The sequence below is a fragment of the Neisseria blantyrii genome (genome assembly GCF_962747855.1).
GTDB classification, from domain to species: domain Bacteria; phylum Pseudomonadota; class Gammaproteobacteria; order Burkholderiales; family Neisseriaceae; genus Neisseria; species Neisseria viridiae.
Genome location: NZ_CAUIZY010000002.1, coordinates 172,950 through 191,694, shown reverse-complemented (window position 1 = coordinate 191,694; position 18,745 = coordinate 172,950). Strand labels below are relative to the sequence as shown.

Here is an 18,745-nt window from a genome sequence, read left to right as displayed (position 1 = left end):
TGGGTAAAAAATTCTTAGTACATATAGGTCGGATTCTCGAATCCGACATTTCAATCATTCCCGAATTTTTGCAATGTGTGAACATCGGTTCTTTTGTCGGATACTTGTATCCGACAAAAGCCTGCCATCTCAAATAGCCGTCGGATTCGAGAATCCGGTCTGTCAAACCGATGTTGGAAGTCCCTGAAGCCGAGTTGGATTTGGTGAAAGAAAAACTGCCGCAGATTATAGCGGCAGTGGGTCGGGTATGAATTGGGAAGAGGCGCATTGATGTTGCAGAAACTTATCTGAAAAAACCTTGTCGCCGTCATTCCCGCGAAAGTGGGAATTTAGTCTGTTCGGTTTCTTTGAGTAACTTTTAATTCGTCATTCCCACGAAAGTGGGAATCTAGTCCGTTCGGTTTCGGATTCTTTTGAGTTTTGAGTAACTTTTAATTTGTTATTCCCACGAAAGCGGGAATCCGGAAACTCAAAGAGGCAAGAATTTATCGGAAACGACCGAAACTCAAAAAACCGGATTCCTACTTTCGCGGGAATGGCAATATGGCTATTTTCTATTTTAATGATAACCCCTTTTGTTTGCTTACCAGCGGTAGCCTAATTTGATGCCCGCGCTGTGCTGCGCTTCCAATTGCGGTCCCTTGGCGGCGGCAGCGTGTAGGGACAGCGTGAAACCTTTGATTTCGGCGTTTACGCCCCATTCCGCACTGCGGGTTTTGCCGAAATCCTGAGCCAATACGGCGGTGTTGACGCGCGTCCGGACTTTGCCGGAAGCGGCATCGGTATAGGACAGGCTCAAATAAGGCGTGATGGAAATGTGTTGCGCCGGTTTGAATGAATAATCTGCCTTAATGCCCGCGCGGTAGCGGTTGAATGCAAGGCCGGGGGTGGCGATATTGACGTTTTCGTAGCGGTAATCCGCCTTTTGGACGAAATAGCGCGTTGCGCCGATGTGCGGTTCGATGCCGAATCCGCCGAAACCGGCGCGGTATCGTGCCTGAATGCCGTAATGCAGCACGCGGCGGCGGATTTTGCTTCCGATGCCGTCTGAAAGGCTGCCGCTGCTGAAACCCGCGCCCGCGCTGATGCCGATGTCGAACCTGCCGATGCCGTATTGTCCGAAAACGGCGCTGTGGGCAAGCCGTGCCGAGTTGCCGCTGCCGTCGTCGAAGGTGTTTTCGGTCCGGTTGTGCGAAAACAGGATGCCGACGCGACCGCTGCCGAGGTTTTTCTGCATACCGATTTGGCGCAGGTCGGTTTGTTGGCGGTAGGCGCGGAAATCTTGCGAACGGTAGTGTTTGGTGTCCCGGATGCCGCTTGTCCAAACGGCGTTGCGGCGGTCTTCGGCAAACACGCGGTCCAATTCGTCCTGTACGGCGAAAACGCTGTTGAGCGTGGCGGAAAATTCACTCAAACCGCTATTGGCATAACGGCTGATCAGGTCGCGTTGCGGTTGGGGCTGCGGTTGCGGCAAATCCCGGCGGGCGCGGCGGAAGGCGGAGGTAACCGGCCGGGTTTCCGCTTCGCGCTGTTTCGCCAAGGCGGTGTCTTTATCCGCCTGCGCCTGTTTTTTCTCTTCCTCCGCCTGCATAATGCCGGCATTTTCCCCGCCTGCCTGCCGGGCCAGTTCGGCAACGCTTTCTGCCTTCTCGGCGGCATCGCGCCCGGCCGCATTCAGCGCGTCAAGGCTTTGCGCGTTGTCTTTTTCCGCCTGTTTCTTGGCTTCCGCCGCGCCTTCGCGCGCCGCTTCCGATTGCCGGGCGGCGGTTAGGGCGGTTTGCGCCTCCTGTTCTTTTTGCGCTTTGTCGGACTGCCTGCGTTCCAACAAAGCCCGTTTTGCCTCCAGCCCTGCGCGTTCGGCTTTGGCGTTTTGCAGTTCCGCCTCCGTTATAACCAGCTCTTCCTTCACGTTCGCCAGTGAAAGCACCATTGATTGCAAATCTTGTTTTTCTTTCGCCGTTTCCTCGATTTTGTCGGCAAGGGCTTTTGCCTCCCCGGCGGCGGCAACGGCTTTTTCACGTTCGTCCCTGATTCGGTTCAGGCGCGTCAATTTGGCTTCCGCCAAATAGATTTTGGCGGTTTGTTCGGCAATTTGCGCCTTCGCCAGCGCAAGGTTTGCCGCGTCCGCATTTTCCGCGCCTTCCAAGGTGTTGCCGCGCCGGTAGCCGGCATCGGCTTCTTCGGCGCGCCTGCCTGCTTCGGCCGCCGCCGTTTTTGCCTGCGCCCACGCGGCTTCTTTTTCCGCCTGTGCGGCTTGGGCGGCGGCGGTTTGTTTTTTTGCCTCTTCAAGTTCGGCATTGAGGCGGTTCAATTCGCTTTCAGACGGCACGGCCCCGGAAATTGCCGCCTTTTTCAAGCGCACCTTTTCTTCTTCCTCCTGTTGTCTGGCGGCAAGTTGCGCCTGTTTCGCCGCCAGGGCGGCTTCTGTTTTTCCCGCTTGGTCGAGTTTGTCGGAAAGCTCTTGCTCTTTGACCGGATTATACAGGCGGAACTCGCCGTCTTTGCGGATAAGCTGATAACGCCACGCGCCGGCATCGACGTGTTCGTTTTGCAGGGTGAAATTAAGGTTTTCGGACAGCGGTTTGTTGTCTTTCCCTTCCACTACCGTCAATTGCTCGAGGCTTACGGGTTCGTTGCCGGTATTGTTGACAGCCAAGGTGTAAGTGCCTTCGGAACTTTCCGCCAGCTTCAATTTGTCGCCGCGGTAGCCGAAGAGTTCCGACATAAAGCGGAATGTTCCCTGACCGTTCAATTTGCCGTTTACCGTCAGCGTGTTGAAACGGGATTCTGCCGAAGCCGGAGGTGTAACGGATAATAGGGAACGGCGCGAACGGCGGCGCGGCGCATCTGCCGCACTGCCGGTTTGCGCGCCTTCCGTATCGTGTCGATAGGCGGAATTGAGTGTAATGGTGGCGTTGTCAAGGTTTAAATTGCCTAATTCCGTGCCCGACGGCAGCGTCCATTCGCTGTCTTTTAAGTGTAATGCCGTATCCTTGCCGCCGCTGATTTGTCCGGTAAAGCGGCTGTTTTCAAAATGGAATACTGCCTTATCGGCTAGGGAGACATTGCCGTTGAGTGCGGAATGGCTTACGTTTGCCTTAGCGTTGTCGGAAAGCGTCAGACTGCCGTTTTGTGCGGCGTTGTTGCTTAGATTAAATGAAGCATTGCCCGAAGCCGATGTGTTGCCGTTTAATGTGGCTTGATTAAATGTTGCTTGGGCATTGCCCACGAGGCTAAGGTTGCCGTTTTGGGTGGCGTTGTGGCTGACTGTATAACGTGTATCGCCATTTGCACTAAGATTGCCGTTGAGTGTGGCAAGCCCCGTGAGATTTAAATGAGCGTGATCGGCAAGGCTGACATTGCCGCTGATGTCGGTCTTGGTCAATGAAGCAATCACTTTATCGTCGGTAATGGTTTTTTCGGTACAGCTTGTCAGACCCGTCCAGTCCGAACGTGTACAGATTGTGTGGCTTTGATGCGGTGCGACACCAAAAACTGCTTGGGCGTGATTGCTCAAATGCCAATCGCCTTCCACTTTGGCAACATTGCGGGAAACCACCGCCTGTCCGCCCTGAATATGGAAATTTTCCGCTTTAAACGTGCGGTCGATCCAGTCGTTGTCCCACACGATTTCTCCGTGCGGAATGCCCTCTTTTTGCGACCAATGGTTGTTTAAATGATTGTAGGCGTGCGGTGTCGGTCTGCCGCTGAAAAACAGTTTGCCGTTTGTTTGCGTGATGTTGCCGTTTAAATTTGTTCCGCCGGAAAGCAGTAAAGTGCGATCCGCTTCTGTCGGTTGGTAATTCAGATTGAGCCGACCGTTCGTTTTGGCCGCATCTTTCTCGCCAAACCAGCCGTTGTAGGCAATTTCTTTTTTGCTATCCAAGCTGTTGTTATTGCCGGTTGTGGCAATATCTTTATTGCCTGTAATGGTAACGGTGGATTCTTTGTCTTGATTGTGGTTGACAATCATCGCCCCTTCATCGGTATTTTGAATGCGGTGGAACGAAAGCGAATGCCCGTTCAAATCCAAACGACCGCCGCGAAAGCCGAAATAGAGTTTGTCGGGGTTGAACTGATTATCGGCATTCAGTTGCACCGTACCCCTGCCACTGACCAAGCCGATTTCGTTAAAGGCTTGTTTTTTGTGTTGTTCATCCTCTTGCTGATCCAAGATGACTTTACCGTCGCCCACGCTGATCGAGCCTTGGTTTTCCCCTTTGGCTTGAACCAGCAGCGTGCCTTTGCCGATTTTGGACAGGCGGTCGTTTGCCATGCCGTTTACTTTCCAAGTAACGGTACTGCCTTCGCTGGTATGGATGCCCGCGCCTTGCCACGTTTCGTTGTTTTCAGGCGAGACCGTAAAATTACCCTCAAAATATAAACCGCCCGCGCCTTGGTTGATGTTGGTGGACAAGGTAACAGTGCCGTTTTTTTGGTCTCCGAAATACAGGTTTCCACCGTTATTCAAACGAGGCAGGTATATATTTGGCCCTTGGTATTGGTAAACGTCGTCTTTACCTTCGGCAGGCAATTTGTCGTCTTTCAAGCCGATTCGGACTTCAGATGGTCTTCCTGTTTGTTGTTTGACAATGCCGCTGCCGTCGCCTTTGTCTGTAATGGTGTATGCACCATTGCCCGACGGGCTATAAAACGATGTACGCAAATCTTTTTCAAGGATTTCATCAAAAAAAGACTTGCGTACCAGTTGGAATGTATTCTCTTTCCCCGCCCAAGGGTTGCCGGTTCTCAATACGCCGTTAATCAACCATTTTTGTTTTTCCGCATCATAAATAAACATAGGCGAGCCGCTGTCGCCGCTTGAGCCTGCAATAGGAATGGGACCGTAATTGCCCGCTTGGCGCACATCACCGCTCAGACTTGACCAGCCGCCCCCTGCTCCGCCTTGGTTGTGTGTATTGCCTGCTGTCAGGTAATGATATGCGCCGGCAACTTGGTCGCCGCTGTCTTGATCGTTTCGCCAAAACTGCCACCCGGAGCCGATACGGACGCGTTCGGGATATTTCGTCCTATCTGTATATTTGTTGCCGTCCATATCAGAAGTCATATCGATTGGGGCGGCTTCCGTAACAAATTTATGTAAGCGTGGGTTGTGGTAGTCTTTCTCATAAGGATGCGTTTCATCGTTTTTATAGTTATTCCGTTTTGCAATCTTATAAGAAAAACGGTGCTGATCGGGATTGCCTCCCTCCGCACCAAAATCAACATCGCGATAACCTACATTATGCGCCACGCTCACAATATATTGATCGCCCACCAATGCCGCCACGCCGTTACGCGATACCACAGAAAAATCAATCATCGGGGCTTTCGTCATCGATTTGCCGACCAACTCCCCTTTTTTGTTGTAAACCTCAATATCTTTCGCCCCGACTGCAAACTTGCCTTTATTTTCGGCAAAGTCGCGATAGTATTGGTAGTTGATGCCGAAATAAGTGTGTCCCGCCCGGGCTTGGGGCAGAATGCCGAACGACAGGCATATGGCCAAGTAAGCGGGCGAGAAGCGGATGCGGCCGGTTTTCGGGGCTGTGCGGTGTGTTTCGGTTGTCCGTTTGTCGGTTGTTTTCATTATTTTTCCTTATCTGACGGGATTCGGGTTTGTTTGGGAGGACGCGGCTTCCGCTTCCGCGCGGCGCGCGGGATGTGCCTATATGTGCGGTTCGGCGTATTTTGCCGCTTCTGTTCGGAGATGGTGCAGGGAAGGGCGGGAAGGAAAAAAACGGGGATTTTTATCAACCCGCCGGAGCCGGGGCAATTGATGGGTTGCACATAAAGGTATCATTCTGAATGCGAAATCATATCACACTTTACTTTATCCCCGTTCCTTTTCGGTCGGAACCCCGCCGTTTTCGGCGATAAAAACCGACCGGAGGCGGAATGCGGGGCGGGGTTGTGCCGTGCGGTGTCGGAATATCGTTTTACACAAGCCGGCAATGCCGTCTGAAAGCCGAACCGTCGGACTTCAGACGGCATTTGCTATAATCGCGGCTGTTTTTGATTGTTTTTCGGGGGTTTTATGTCGGATAACGTTCCAACGATTGCGGCAGTCGCTACCGCGCCCGGACGCGGCGGCGTGGGCGTGATACGCATATCGGGGAAAAACCTGCTGCCGATGGCGCAGGCTTTGTGCGGAAAAACGCCCAAGCCGCGCGTGGCAACCTATGCGGATTTTACGGACGCGGACGGACAGGCAATCGACAGCGGGCTTTTGCTGTTTTTTGCCGCACCGGCAAGTTTTACGGGCGAAGATGTTATCGAGCTTCAGGGACACGGCGGGCCGGTGGTGATGGATATGCTGCTGAACCGCTGTTTGGAACTGGGCGCGCGCCTTGCCGAGCCGGGCGAGTTTACGAAGCGTGCGTTTTTGAACGACAAACTGGACTTGGCACAGGCGGAAGGCGTGGCGGATTTGATTGACGCATCCGGCCGTTCGGCGGCGCGTCTGGCGTTGCGCTCGCTCAAGGGCGATTTTTCGCGGCGGATACACGGTCTGGTCGAAGACTTGATTACCTTGCGGATGCTGGTCGAAGCGACGCTGGATTTTCCCGAGGAAGACATTGATTTTCTCGAAGCGGCAGACGCACGCGGCAAACTGGACGGCTTGCGCCGCGCCGTGGATGATGTGCTTGCCAACGCGCAGCAGGGCGCGATTTTGCGCGAAGGTCTGAATGTCGTATTGGTCGGCGCGCCGAATGTGGGCAAGTCCAGCCTGCTGAACGCGCTGGCGGGCGACGAAGTGGCGATTGTTACCGATATTGCCGGAACGACGCGCGACGCGGTCAGGGAACGTATCCTGATTGACGGCGTTCCGGTGCATATTGTCGATACGGCAGGTTTGCGCGAGACTGACGACGTGGTCGAACGCATCGGCATCGAACGCAGCCGCAAAGCCGTATCCGAAGCCGATGTCGCGCTGGTGTTGGTCGATCCGCGCGAAGGCGTGAACGACAAGACACGGGCGATTTTGGACGCGCTGCCGTCGGATTTGAAACGCATCGAAATCCACAGCAAATCCGATTTACATGCACACGCGGCAGGCGGGTTCGGTACGGGCGCGGAAACCGTCATCGCGCTGTCGGCGAAAACCGGCGACGGCTTGGACGCGCTGAAACGGACGCTGTTGCGCGAGGCCGGTTGGCAGGGCGAAAGCGAAGGGCTGTTTTTGGCGCGGACGCGGCACGTCAACGCACTCAAAGCAGCGCAGGAAGAATTGTCGCTGGCGGCATTGTGCGGCAACCATCAAATCGAGCTGTTTGCCGAACACTTGCGGCTGGCGCAGGTCGCTTGCGGCGAAATTACGGGCGAGTTTACGGCGGACGACCTGCTCGGCGTGATTTTTTCGAGGTTTTGTATCGGAAAATAAACGGATCGAAAGCATCGTGGCGGTGTCCGGCTGAACATTCCGTTATCCCATAAAAACGGGAATCCGATCCGTTTGGTTTTGGTTTTTTTTTGAATTTCGGGCAACACTTGAATCTTCATTCCGCGCAGGTGGAAATTATCGGTGCGGTACGGCAACTTTTTTCGATATGAAAAGACCGTCATTCCTGTAAAAACAAAAAAATCAAAAACAGAAAACTGAAATACCGTCATTCCCGCGCAGGCGGGAATCCAGGACGTAAAATCTAAAGAAACCGTTTTTCCCGATAAGTTTCCGTGCCGACAGACCTGGATTCCCACTTTCGTGGGAATGACGGTGGAAAAGTTGCCGTGATTTCGGATAAATTTTCGTAACGCATAATTTCCGTTTTACCCGATAAATGCCCGCAATCTCAAATCCCGTCATTCCCCAAAAACAAAAAATCAAAAACAGAAAACTGAAATACCGTCATTCCCGCGCAGGCGGGAATCCAGCCCCGTCGGTGCGGAAACTTATCGGGAAAAACGGTTTCTTTAGATTTTACGTTCCGGATTCCCACTTTCGCGGGAATGACGGGATTAAAGTTTCAAAATTTATTCTAAATAACTGAAACTTAACGAAATAGATTCCCACTTTCGTGGGAATGACGAATTTTGGGTTTCTGTTTTTGGTTTTCTGTTCTTGTGGGAATGATGAAATTTTAAGTTTTAGGAATTTATCGGAAAAAACAGAAACCGCTCCGCCGTTATTCCCGCGCAGGCGGGAATCCAGCCCCGTCGGCATGGAAACTTATCGGGAAAACGGTTTCTTTAGATGTTACGTCCTAGATTCCCGCTTTCGCTGGAATGACAGGATTAAAGTTTCAAAATTTATTCTAAATAACTGAAACTCAGCGAACTAGATTCCCACTTTCGTGGGAATGACGAATTTTAGGTTTCTGTTTTTGGTTTTCTGTCCTTGTGGGAATGATGAAATTTTAAGTTTTAGGAATTTATCGGAAAAAACAGAAACCGCTCCGCCGTCATTCCCGCGCAGGCGGGAATCCAGCCCTGTCGGCACGGAAACTTATCGGGAAAACGGTTTCTTTAGATGTTACGTCCTAGATTCCCACTTTCGTGGGAATGACGTGGTGCAGGTTTCCGTGCGGATGGCTTCGTCATTCCTGCGCAGGCGGGAATCCAGCTCCGTCGGTACGGAAACTTATCGGATAAAACGGTTTCTTTAGATTTTACGTTCCGGATTCCCACTTTCGTGGGAATGACGGGATTAAAGTTTCAAAATTTATTTTAAATAACTGGAACTCAACGAACTAGATTCCCACTTTCGTGGGAATGACGTGGTGCAGGTTTCCGTGCGGATGGCTTCGTCATTCCCGCGCAGGCGGGAATCCAGGTTCGTTGAGTTTCAGTCATTTCCGATAAATTCTTGCAGCTTTGCGTTTCTAGATTCCCACTTCCGTGGGAATGACGGAGAGTTGCGGGAATGACGGAGAGTTGCGGGATTGGGCTTGGTACAAGCCTGAAAGGGGGCGGCGGTGCGACCGTAAAAAATGCCGTCTGAAACCCAAATCATCGGGTTTCAGACGGCATTGGCACATCAGGAGCTTAGAACTTCGCTTCGATGGTGAAATTGTAGCTCCTGCCCGGCGAGGTAAAGCGTTGGATGCCGGCGTGGGTTTTGTTGTCAACGCGGTTGACCGTGCCGAACTCGCGGATGCTGCGTAAAGATTCCCAAGTGTAGTACTGCTTGTTGGTAATGTTGTACGCGGCGGCGCGGAGCGTAACCTGTTTGCCGATGTTGAGGTAGGCGGAAAGGTCGAACAGCGTATAGGCCTTGCTGTGTTTGGCATAAGGCCACGGGTTGTTCAAATCGTCGTTGCTGTGGACGGTGTCGGACGGCTTTTTGGCGGCGGTGCGCGTGGCGTAGGCGTTGATGCCCCAGCGTTTGGAAGACGCGTCATAGCCCAAGCTGTAAATTGCCGTCCACGGCGAAAGCGCGTTGATGGGCGTTTCTTTGCCGTTGTTTTGCGTTGCCTTGCCTTTGATGTAGCTGACGTTGAGGCCGGTGTGCAAACCTTTGGGCAGCCCGATGCTGTCGAGGTTCCAAGTGCCGTTAAACTCTATGCCTTTCACCCAGGCGGCGGTGCGGTTTTGGTTTTGCCAGACGGGCGAGCTGACCAATGCCGTGCCCGTGCCGTCTGAAAGCGGGGCGTAGGTGGGTTTGTTCGGATCATCTGACGAAACGCCCATATACGTCAATTCGATAAAGTCGCGGTATTTGGTTTTGAAGCCCGAGAGCTTGAAGTTGCCCGCCTTGCCGCTGCCCGCCAGACCCAATTCCCAGTTTTTGGCTTTTTCGGCTTTAAGGTTGGGATTGGCTTTCAGGTAGAAATCGGGGTGCGGGAATAAGAGCCAGGTTTCGTCCGAAGTCGGCGCGCGGAAGCCGGTGCTGTATTTTGCCAACAAGTGCAGATGCTTGGTAAACCGCCAGTCGAACCCCGTGCCGTAGCTGAAGCCGGCGTGCGCGCGTTCCGAACCCAAATGGGGAATCTGCCCTCGGATGGCGGTGGTGTATTTCGGATTGTCTTTCGCGCTGCTGCTGTTTTTGTCGTAGCGTATGCCCGCATTCAGGCGGAAGCGGTCGTTGCCGCCCAAGTGAAACGCATTGTTCCAATAGGCAAATTTATATTTCGACCGGTTTTCGATCAGCATCGTGATTTTGGCATCGTTGGACGTGAGGATTTTGGGGTCGTACAGTTTTGCGAAATAGCTGTAATCCGAGTTGGCATTGTCCCCCCTGCCGCCGCCCAAGCCGTATTGCGCCGCCCAAACAGCTTTGGAAAAGTCGAGTTGTTTTTCAAAATCGGCAGTCCATTGCGCGGTGTTTTGGCGGATGTGCCGGAACGAATGGTAAACCTCGCCGTTGATGCCGTTTGTATCGTAATTTTTCGGGACGTCCCAAGTCCAAGTGTTCATATCGATGCGTTGTTTGTCGTAACGCAGCTTGAGGCTGTCCCACGGGCCGTGTTCCAATTCGTTTTTGTATTCGACGCCGGTGCGGCGGCGGTAGCTCACGTCTTGGCGGTGGCGGTAGTCGCCCGTCGCGGGAGAGTAAATTGTACCCACCCACAAATTAGACAGCTCGTTGGTAAAACGGTCGGTGCGCGAGTCTTCAAAAATCCAGCCGATGCGGTTGCGGTCGTTGAAATTGTAGCCCAGCTTGAACAGGGTGCTTTTGTTTACCCATTCTTGCGGGTCGGGTCGGGAGCGCGCAACCCCTGTGGCAACATAGGTCTGGTACTTGCTGAATGGTTGGGTTGGGCTGAAAACATACCCCTTGTTTTCAATTTTGACATCGCCCTCGGTCGAGCGGTTTTTGGTTTCTTTGCCGAAGCGGCGGGTATAAACCAATAAGGCATCCAAACCAAAGAGCCGGCCGGCGGCGGTGATGCTGCTGAACTTTTGGCTGTTTTTGCCGACGCTGCCGCCCTTTATCCCCAAATGGTAGGGCTTGTCTTCGGAAACATAGTCGCTTGCGGATTTGGTCTGATAATTGACTGCGCCGCCCAATGCGCCGCTGCCGGATTTGAGCGAGTCCGCGCCTTTGGTGATGGTAACTTCCGAGAAGTTTTCGGGTTCGGAAGTATTGCGGTTGGCATTGAAGTTGCCGTATGCGCCGAACAATTCTTGGAAGGCTTCAGACGACCTGCTTTCTGCTTGTGCCAGTCCGTCCACATTGATGGCGACGCGGTCTTTATCGACACCGCGTATGGTAAAGCCGTTGGAGCCCGCCCTGCCGCCTTCGACGACGGAAATGCCGGGGTCGTAGCGCACCAGGTCGTGTTCGTCGTTGACCAAGAGCTTGTCTAAGGTTTTGCGGCGGATTTTTTCTTCGCCGAGTTTTTGGGTTTTGTGCGTGCCGGTAACGGTAATTTCGTTCAGCGTTTGGGCGGACTGCGGCGCGGGGTCTGCCGCAAAGGCGGGAAACGCTTGGGCGATGGCGGCGGCAGCCAATACGGGCTTGAAGGGGATGTGCATAAGAAAACCTTTTTAAAAGCGGATTAATTATTATTTTGTGAGATGGGTGGTCTCTTGATCGGTGGTGTTGTTAAGTTCTTTTTTATAACTCACGCCGCCGAATACGGTATCGAGGGAGCGGTCGCCGTCAAAGGTGATTTTGCCGCCTATGCTGGTGTCGCTGTCGTAACTACTGTTGAACTTGCCAAAAAACTTGCCTTCCAATTTGCCGTTTTTGCCGCCGGACGTGGCATCGCCGGAAAAGGTCAGACCGGTAATCGTTGCGTTTTCAATTTTCACACTCGGCCCGTAATCGCTGTTGCCGCGGATTTCGCCTGCCAGTTTGTTGCTGTTGAAATTGGCGGTGATAAAGGAAAGGACGGGGGTGTTGGTGTAACCGGTAAAAGAGCTGCCTTTGGGCGGCGTATAAGAGGAGGTAACAAATTGCCCGTCTTTGACGCGGATGCCCCAAACCTGATAAGTGATTTTGCCCTTGCCGGTGGTTTCGGGAGTGTCGTCGCCCCAGGAGTATGCCGGTTTCGGCGTTTTGCCGACGGGGAAGCCGCCGGCGAAGAGGTCGATTTCGCCGTTGGGGCCTATCCACGCCCCGAATTTCATATAATCTTGTTTGGTAATTTCCGCTTCACTGGTTGCCCCGGAGTCGCTGCAGCAGATAAAGATGCGGCTGCCGTCGGCAAGCCGTTGCCCTGCGTAGCGGTCGGGAATTTTGTAGTCGGGGGAGGAATAGCTGGGGACAATGGGGTCGGAATAAGATGAAAGGGTGTATTGCGCGCCGCCGGGTGTTTGGAAGATGAATGATGTTTCTTTGGTTTTATAGCCGGGGAAAGGTTCTTTTTCTACTTCCCGCTGCTGAATGGAAATACCGGATGTGCTTCCTGTGCCGGCGGTGTTGATGTTTTCGATATTGTTGCTATCGCTTGATAACGTTACCTCGCCGGCGGGCAGCGGCGTGGCGGTGGGAATGGAGAAGGGGACGTGCGGTTCGGCTACCCCCCCCCGGCACAGGCGGCAAGGGCGGCGGCAAGCGGCAGTAAGGACAGGGCTTTGTATTTCATCGCATACTCAATCTTGATGATGTGTTAATAATAGTTTTGATTATCAGTTTAAATGTTATATGATGTCAACTGTTTTGTGGGGCGATGCAAAACCGGTTTTCACGGTTTTCTGCCTGTTTTTCGGATGGTTTGACGTGTTTCGGCGGCGTGTTTGCCGGAAAGGTAAATGACAGGATATGTTGTATTTCAGATACGGTTTTTTGGTTGTTTGGTGTGCGGCAGGTGTTTCTGCCGCCTATGGGGCGGATGCGCCTGCAATTTTGGATGACAAAGCTTTGTCGCAGGTGTGGCGGTCGGTGTCGGATAAATGGGCGGAATCGGATTGGAAAGTTGAAAATGATGCCCCGCGCGTGGTTGATGGGGATTTTTTGTTGGCGCACCCGAAAATGTTGGAACATAGTTTGCGCGACGCGCTCAACGGCAATCAGGCGGATTTAATCGCTTCGTTGGCGGATTTGTATGCCAAGCTGCCGGATTATGATGCAGTTTTGTACGGCAGGGCGCAGGCTTTGCTGGCGAAATTGGCGGGAAGGCCGGCGGAGGCGGTGGCGCGGTATCGGAAGCTGCACGGGGAAAATGCGGCAGACGAGCGGATTTTGCTGGATTTGGCGGCGGCGGAGTTTGACGATTTCCGGCTGAAGTCGGCAGAAAGGCATTTTGCCGAGGCGGAAAAATTGGATTTGCCGGCGCCGGTTTTGGAAAATGTGGGGCGTTTTCGGAAAAAAGCGGAGGGGCTGACGGGCTGGCGTTTTTCGGGCGGTATCAGCCCGGCGGTCAATCAAAACGCCAATAATGCCGCGCCGCAATATTGCCGGCAAGACGGAGGCAGTCAGATATGCAGTGTCAGCCGGGCGGAGCGGGCGGCAGGCTTGAATTATGAAATCGAGGCGGAAAAGCTGACGGCGTTGGCGGACAATCATTATTTGTTGTTCCGTTCCAATATCAGCGGCACAAGCTATTATTTCAGTAAAAAATCGGCTTATGATGACGGGTTCGGCAGGGCGTATTTGGGATGGCAGTATAAAAATGCGCGGCAGACGGTGGGGATTTTGCCGTTTTATCAGGTGCAGTTGTCGGGCAGCGACGGCTTTGATGCGAAAACAAAACGGGTAAACAACCGCCGCCTGCCGCCGTATATGCTGGCGCACGGAGTCGGCGTGCAGCTGTCCCATACTTACCGCCCAAACCCGGGATGGCAATTTTCGGTCGCGCTGGAACATTACCGCCAACGCTACCGCGAACAGGATAGGGCGGAATACAATAACGGCAGGCAGGACGGGTTTTATGTTTCGTCAGCAAAACGTTTGGGCGAATCGGCAACTGTGTTCGGCGGCTGGCAGTTTGTGCGGTTTGTGCCGAAACGCGAAACGGTGGGCGGCGCGGTCAATAATGCCGCCTACCGGCGCAACGGTGTTTATGCCGGTTGGGCGCAGGAGTGGCGGCAGTTGGGCGGTTTGAACAGTCGGGTTTCCGCGTCTTATGCCCGCCGCAACTATAAGGGCGTTGCGGCTTTCTCGACAGAGGCGCAACACAACCGCGAATGGAATGTCTCGCTGGCTTTGAGCCACGACAAGTTGTCGTACAAAGGTATCGTACCGGCGTTGAATTATCGTTTCGGCAGGACGGAAAGTAATGTGCCGTATGCAAAACGCCGCAACAGCGAGGTGTTTGTGTCGGCGGATTGGCGGTTTTGAATGGTGGGATAATGCCGTCCGAACTTTGGAAACAGGTTCGGACGGCATTTTTGCGCGTTCAGGCAAGGGCGGCGGCAAATACGCCGCGCAAGGCGTTGGAGAGGCGGATTTCTTCGGCTTCTTGCAGTGTTTTTTGTGTGATGTGTGTTTCGATCACTTGATTTGTGTGCAAATATTTTTGCGGTTCGTCCAACACGGCTTGGCGCATTATGCCGTTTAAAATGTCTAAATCTGAAGAGGGCGTAAGCCATTGTCCGCGATGTTTGATGAAGACGTTGCTTCTGCCGCCTTCGAGCAGGATGCCGTCCGAATTGAAAAACAGGCTGTCGAACGCGCCTTGTGTTTCGGCGGTTTGCCACGCTTGGTCGAAGAGGGCGCGGTGTGTGGTTTTGAAGCGGCGCAGGTAGTTTTGTGCGGACAGGACGGTGGGCGAAATGATGACGCGCTGTTTGTCAGCCAAATGGTTTAAAACGGCGCGGGACAGGCTGATGCCGTCTGAAGAGAGCAGGGCTTTGATGCGGAACACGCCGTCGGGCAAGTGGGCAATGTATTGTTTGATTTGATTTTCGCAACCGTCGGGCAGGGGCAGGTTGAGGGCTTGCGCGGAGGTTTTCAGACGGCATAGGTGGCGGTCGAGCAGGGTGCATTGCCTGTTTTCCACGCGCAGGGTTTCAAAAATGCCGAAGTCGGGGCGCAGTTCGTTGAGGAAACGGGCTTTCCAGCCGCATTCGCGATATTCGGCGGCGGGGTCGCTGTCGATGACGATGCCGGAACCGACCCCGTACACGCCCCGATACGGCGGATTGGCTTCAAACGGATACGGCGTTGCCCCGCCTTGCCCTGCCGTTCGGGCTTGCACGTTTGAATCTGGGCTGCCGATGCCTGAAACAATGCCGTCTGAAGCCGGGTTTGAAGCGGGTTTGAGCGACAGGGTGCGGATAACGACGTTGAATATGCCTTCAAACCCCAAGCCGCCGGAACACGGGTTCAAATAGCCGATGCTGCCCGTATAAAGTCCGCGCGCTTCGGTTTCGAGCGTTTCGATAATCTGCATACTCATTTTTTTGGGCGCGCCGGTGATGCTGCCGCAGGGGAAGGCGGCGCGGAGGATGTCGGCGACGGTGATGTGCGGCAAGGCTTGGGCCCGGATGGTGCTGGTCATCTGCCAGACGCTGCCGAAACGCGATACTTTAAACGGCTCGGGTACGCATACTTTGCCGGTTTGGGCGATTTTGCCGAGGTCGTTGCGCAGCAAATCGACAATCATCACGTTTTCGGCGCGGTTTTTCGGGTCGGTTTGCAACTCGGCGGCGCGGCGTTCGTCTTGTCCGTCGCCCAAAATCGGCGCGGTGCCTTTCATCGGTTCAGTGCCGATGGTGCCGTCTGAACCGATTTTGAGGAAGAGTTCGGGCGAGAAACACAGCGTCCACGCGGATTGCCCCTCCGCATCGGGCAGGTGGGACAAGACGGCATAGGGGACGGGCTGGCGCAGGCGGCGGTAGAGGCTGACGGGATTACCGTAGGCTTGCAGGTGCAGGCGGGTGGTGTAGTTGATTTGATAGGTGTCGCCGCGCCGGATGGCTTCGTGGATTTGGCGGATGTGGTTGAGGTAATCGGCTTCGGATACGGAGGATTGCGGCGTGGAAATGCCGGCGGGGATGCCGTCTGAATGTCGGGCAAGCCAGCTTGCGGCATCGGTGTCGGCGCAGTCGGTAAACCAGTGCAGGGCAAGATTGCCGCCGCGTTCGGACTCCATCCCCATCAGCGGCAAACCGAATTCGTAGTCTGCAAACAACACGGCATGCAGCCCTTTTTGCCAACCCTTTTGCAGCGTATCGTCCAGCGAATCCAGTTCGTTATGATGGAAAAGGCGGCTTTCTACATGATTTTGATAGAGTTTTGCGCGGCCGCTTACGGCATCGTCAAACAAGGCGAAATAGGGCATGGCGGTTCAGTCAAATGGTTTGATTATACGCCCTTTTTACACATATTTTCAGATGATTCGGCAAATATCGGCAAAATGTAATTTTATGTAGAGAAAGTGGGGGCGAAGGTGTAAAATTGTGAAAACAGATTTTGTTTTCCAACCTGAACACAACCAAGGAGGCCTTTATGGCAGACCACCAGCTGCAACCGTTTGAAAACGTAGAATTGGGCGAAAAGCAAGACCAGCTCCAAGTATTTGAAAAAGCTGTTTTGGAACACGAAGGCAAAGGTTCTGCCGAAGATTCCGGCACTGCCCCGCTGCCCGAAAACTACCCCTACCGCAAACGTATGCGCCGCGCCGCCTACGAAGCCGAAAAAGCCAAACTACAAATCGAGCTGCTGAAAGTGCAAAGCTGGGTTAAAGACTCCGGCCAGCGCATCGTCAGCCTGTTTGAAGGCCGCGACGCGGCAGGCAAGGGCGGCACCATCAAACGCTTTATGGAACATTTAAATCCGCGCGGCGCGCGCGTGGTCGCTTTGGAAAAACCGACTGACACCGAACGCGGACAATGGTATTTCCAACGCTACATCCAAAACCTGCCGACTGCGGGCGAAATGGTATTCTTCGACCGCTCGTGGTACAACCGCGCCGGCGTGGAACGCGTGATGGGCTTTTGCGAACCCAACGAATATATGCTCTTTATGCGCCAAACCCCAGAATTAGAGCGTATGCTCGTTGCCAGCGGCATCCATCTGTTTAAATTCTGGTTCTCCGTATCCCGCGAAGAACAACTGCGCCGCTTCATCTCCCGCCGCGACGACCCCCTGAAACACTGGAAACTGTCCCCCGTGGATATCCAGTCGCTCGACCGCTGGGACGACTACACCGAAGCGAAAAACGCGATGTTCTTCCATACCCATACCGGCGACGCGCCTTGGGTCATCATCCGTTCCGACGACAAAAAACGCGCCCGTTTGAACTGTATCCGCTACTTCCTGCACCAGTTGGATTACCCGGGCAAAGACGTGAAAGCTATCGGCAAAGTGGATGAAAAAATCGTCCTCGTCCCCGATACGCGCTACAAAGACAAAAACATCGACCTCGGTCATGACTGATTGCCGGTGAAGCAATAAAAATGCCGTCTGAACCTGAAAACGGGTTCAGACGGCATTTTCTATCGGGGTTTTAAAGCGGCATTAAATGTCGGTTTCCAGATAAACGACTTGGGTTTGCAGATATTCTTCCAAACCGTGTTTGCCGTCCGCGCCGCCGATACCGGATTTTTTCCAACCGGCGTGGAAGCCCTGCATCGCTTCAAAGTTTTCGCGGTTGATGTAGGTTTCGCCGAATTGCAGACGGCGGGTAACGTAGAAGGCTTCGTTTAAATTAGTCGTATAAACAGAACTGGTCAGACCAAACTCGCAATCGTTAGCCAGTGCGATGACTTGGTCGAGCGTGTCGAAAGCGGAAACGGGCAGCACGGGGCCGAAGGTTTCTTCTTTCATAATGTCCATACTGTTGTCAGTGTCGGTCAGCAGGGTCGGCTCGAAGAAATAGCCGCGTCCTTCGGCGCGTTTGCCGCCGCAAACCAATTTCGCACCTTGTTTGACGGCGCGTTCCACTTTTTCGGCAACGGCTTTGACGGCGCGTTCTTCAATCAGCGGGCCCATTTCCAGCGCGCCTGCTTCGGCTTCGGCAGGGTTGCCGTAGCGCACGCCTTTCATCGCGGCGGTCATTTTTTCGATAAACGCGTCTTTCAGGCTGCTGTGGACATAGACGCGCTCGGCGCAGTTGCAGATTTGACCGGTGTTGCCGACGCGGGAAGCCAAGATGGATTTCACCGCCAAATCCAAATCCGCGTCTTTCAAAACGATGGCGGGGGCTTTGCCGCCGAGTTCCAACGAGACTTTGGTAATGTTGGCGGAAGCGGCTTCCATCACTTGGCGGCCCGCTTCGACGGAGCCGGTCAGGCTGACCATATCGACTTGCGGATGGGCGGACAAGGCATTGCCGATTTCCGCACCGGGGCCGTTTACCACGTTGAACACGCCGGCCGGCAGTCCGACCGCATCGACGATTTCGGCGAAGATGTGGCAGTTGATCGGGGTTACGCTGCTGGGTTTGACGACGATGGTGTTGCCCGTTACCAAAGCGGGCCCCATTTTGCGGGCAATCAGGAAGAAGGGGAAGTTCCACGGCAAAATGCCGGCGATTACGCCCAGCGGACGTTTGAACAATAAAATATTTTCACGCGGGCGGTCGCTTTGGATGATTTCACCTTCGTAACGGCGCGCCCATTCGGCTTGGTAATCGAGATAGTCGGCGGTGAACATCACTTCCACGCGCGCCAAGTCTTTGGTTTTGCCGCCTTCGGCAACGATGGTGTCGGTCAGCTCGTCGGCGCGTCCGCGTATGCCTTGGGCGATTTTGCGCAAATACGCGCCGCGTTCGACCGCAGGCAGACGCTCCCATGCCGGTTGCGCCGCACGCGCCGCCGCTACGGCGCGGTCAACGTCCGCTTTGCCGCCTTTGGGTTCGCGGGCGATGACTTCTTCGGTGGACGGGTTCAATACGTCGCGCCATTTGCCGTTGAAGTCGTTTTCAAAGCGACCGTTGATGTACATGGCCAATTGTTTCATTTCGGGTTCTCC

The 18,745-nt window shown here is 53.9% G+C and carries 7 protein-coding genes and 1 pseudogene; 3 read left to right on the top strand and 5 right to left on the bottom strand.

Going from position 1 to position 18,745, the window contains the following annotated elements:
- Positions 1-583: 583 nt before the first annotated feature.
- A complete protein-coding gene (gene app, locus Q9J80_RS03480) occupies positions 584-5,590 on the bottom strand; it encodes an adhesion and penetration autotransporter App (RefSeq protein WP_301674044.1) in 5,007 nt (1,668 codons plus the stop codon).
- A gap of 447 nt (positions 5,591-6,037) precedes the next feature.
- On the opposite strand from app, the gene mnmE reads away from it, so the two are divergent.
- A complete protein-coding gene (mnmE, locus tag Q9J80_RS03475; protein WP_304671682.1) occupies positions 6,038-7,384 on the top strand; it encodes a tRNA uridine-5-carboxymethylaminomethyl(34) synthesis GTPase MnmE in 1,347 nt (448 codons plus the stop codon).
- 1,601 nt (positions 7,385-8,985) lie between these two features.
- On the opposite strand, the gene hupB is transcribed toward mnmE, so the two are convergent.
- Positions 8,986-11,418 (bottom strand): hemoglobin-haptoglobin-utilization protein HupB, encoded by a 2,433-nt coding sequence (hupB, locus tag Q9J80_RS03470; RefSeq protein WP_304674151.1) that lies wholly within the window; start codon positions 11,416-11,418, stop codon positions 8,986-8,988.
- A gap of 30 nt (positions 11,419-11,448) precedes the next feature.
- Positions 11,449-12,473: pseudogene (locus Q9J80_RS03465) on the bottom strand (transferrin-binding protein-like solute binding protein).
- A 176-nt stretch (positions 12,474-12,649) separates the two neighbouring features.
- Between Q9J80_RS03465 and Q9J80_RS03460 the strand changes: the two are divergent.
- Complete coding sequence (locus tag Q9J80_RS03460; RefSeq protein ID WP_304674150.1) at positions 12,650-14,167, top strand: surface lipoprotein assembly modifier; 1,518 nt, start codon at positions 12,650-12,652, stop codon at positions 14,165-14,167.
- A 58-nt stretch (positions 14,168-14,225) separates the two neighbouring features.
- Here the strand turns inward: Q9J80_RS03460 and Q9J80_RS03455 are convergent, their stop codons facing one another.
- Entirely contained in the window at positions 14,226-16,112 is a 1,887-nt protein-coding gene (locus Q9J80_RS03455; RefSeq protein WP_301674049.1) for a bifunctional chorismate-binding protein/class IV aminotransferase, read from the bottom strand.
- Between the two features lie 167 nt (positions 16,113-16,279).
- Here Q9J80_RS03455 and ppk2 point away from each other — a divergent pair, with 167 nt between their 5' ends.
- The gene (gene ppk2, locus Q9J80_RS03450; protein ID WP_118792395.1) at positions 16,280-17,209 is read left to right on the top strand and encodes a polyphosphate kinase 2; all 930 of its coding nucleotides are present in this window, start codon (positions 16,280-16,282) and stop codon (positions 17,207-17,209) included.
- Between the two features lie 81 nt (positions 17,210-17,290).
- On the opposite strand, the gene aldA is transcribed toward ppk2, so the two are convergent.
- Positions 17,291-18,733, bottom strand: a complete 1,443-nt coding sequence (gene aldA / locus Q9J80_RS03445) for an aldehyde dehydrogenase (RefSeq protein WP_301674050.1) — start codon at positions 18,731-18,733, stop codon at positions 17,291-17,293.
- Positions 18,734-18,745: the final 12 nt, after the last annotated feature.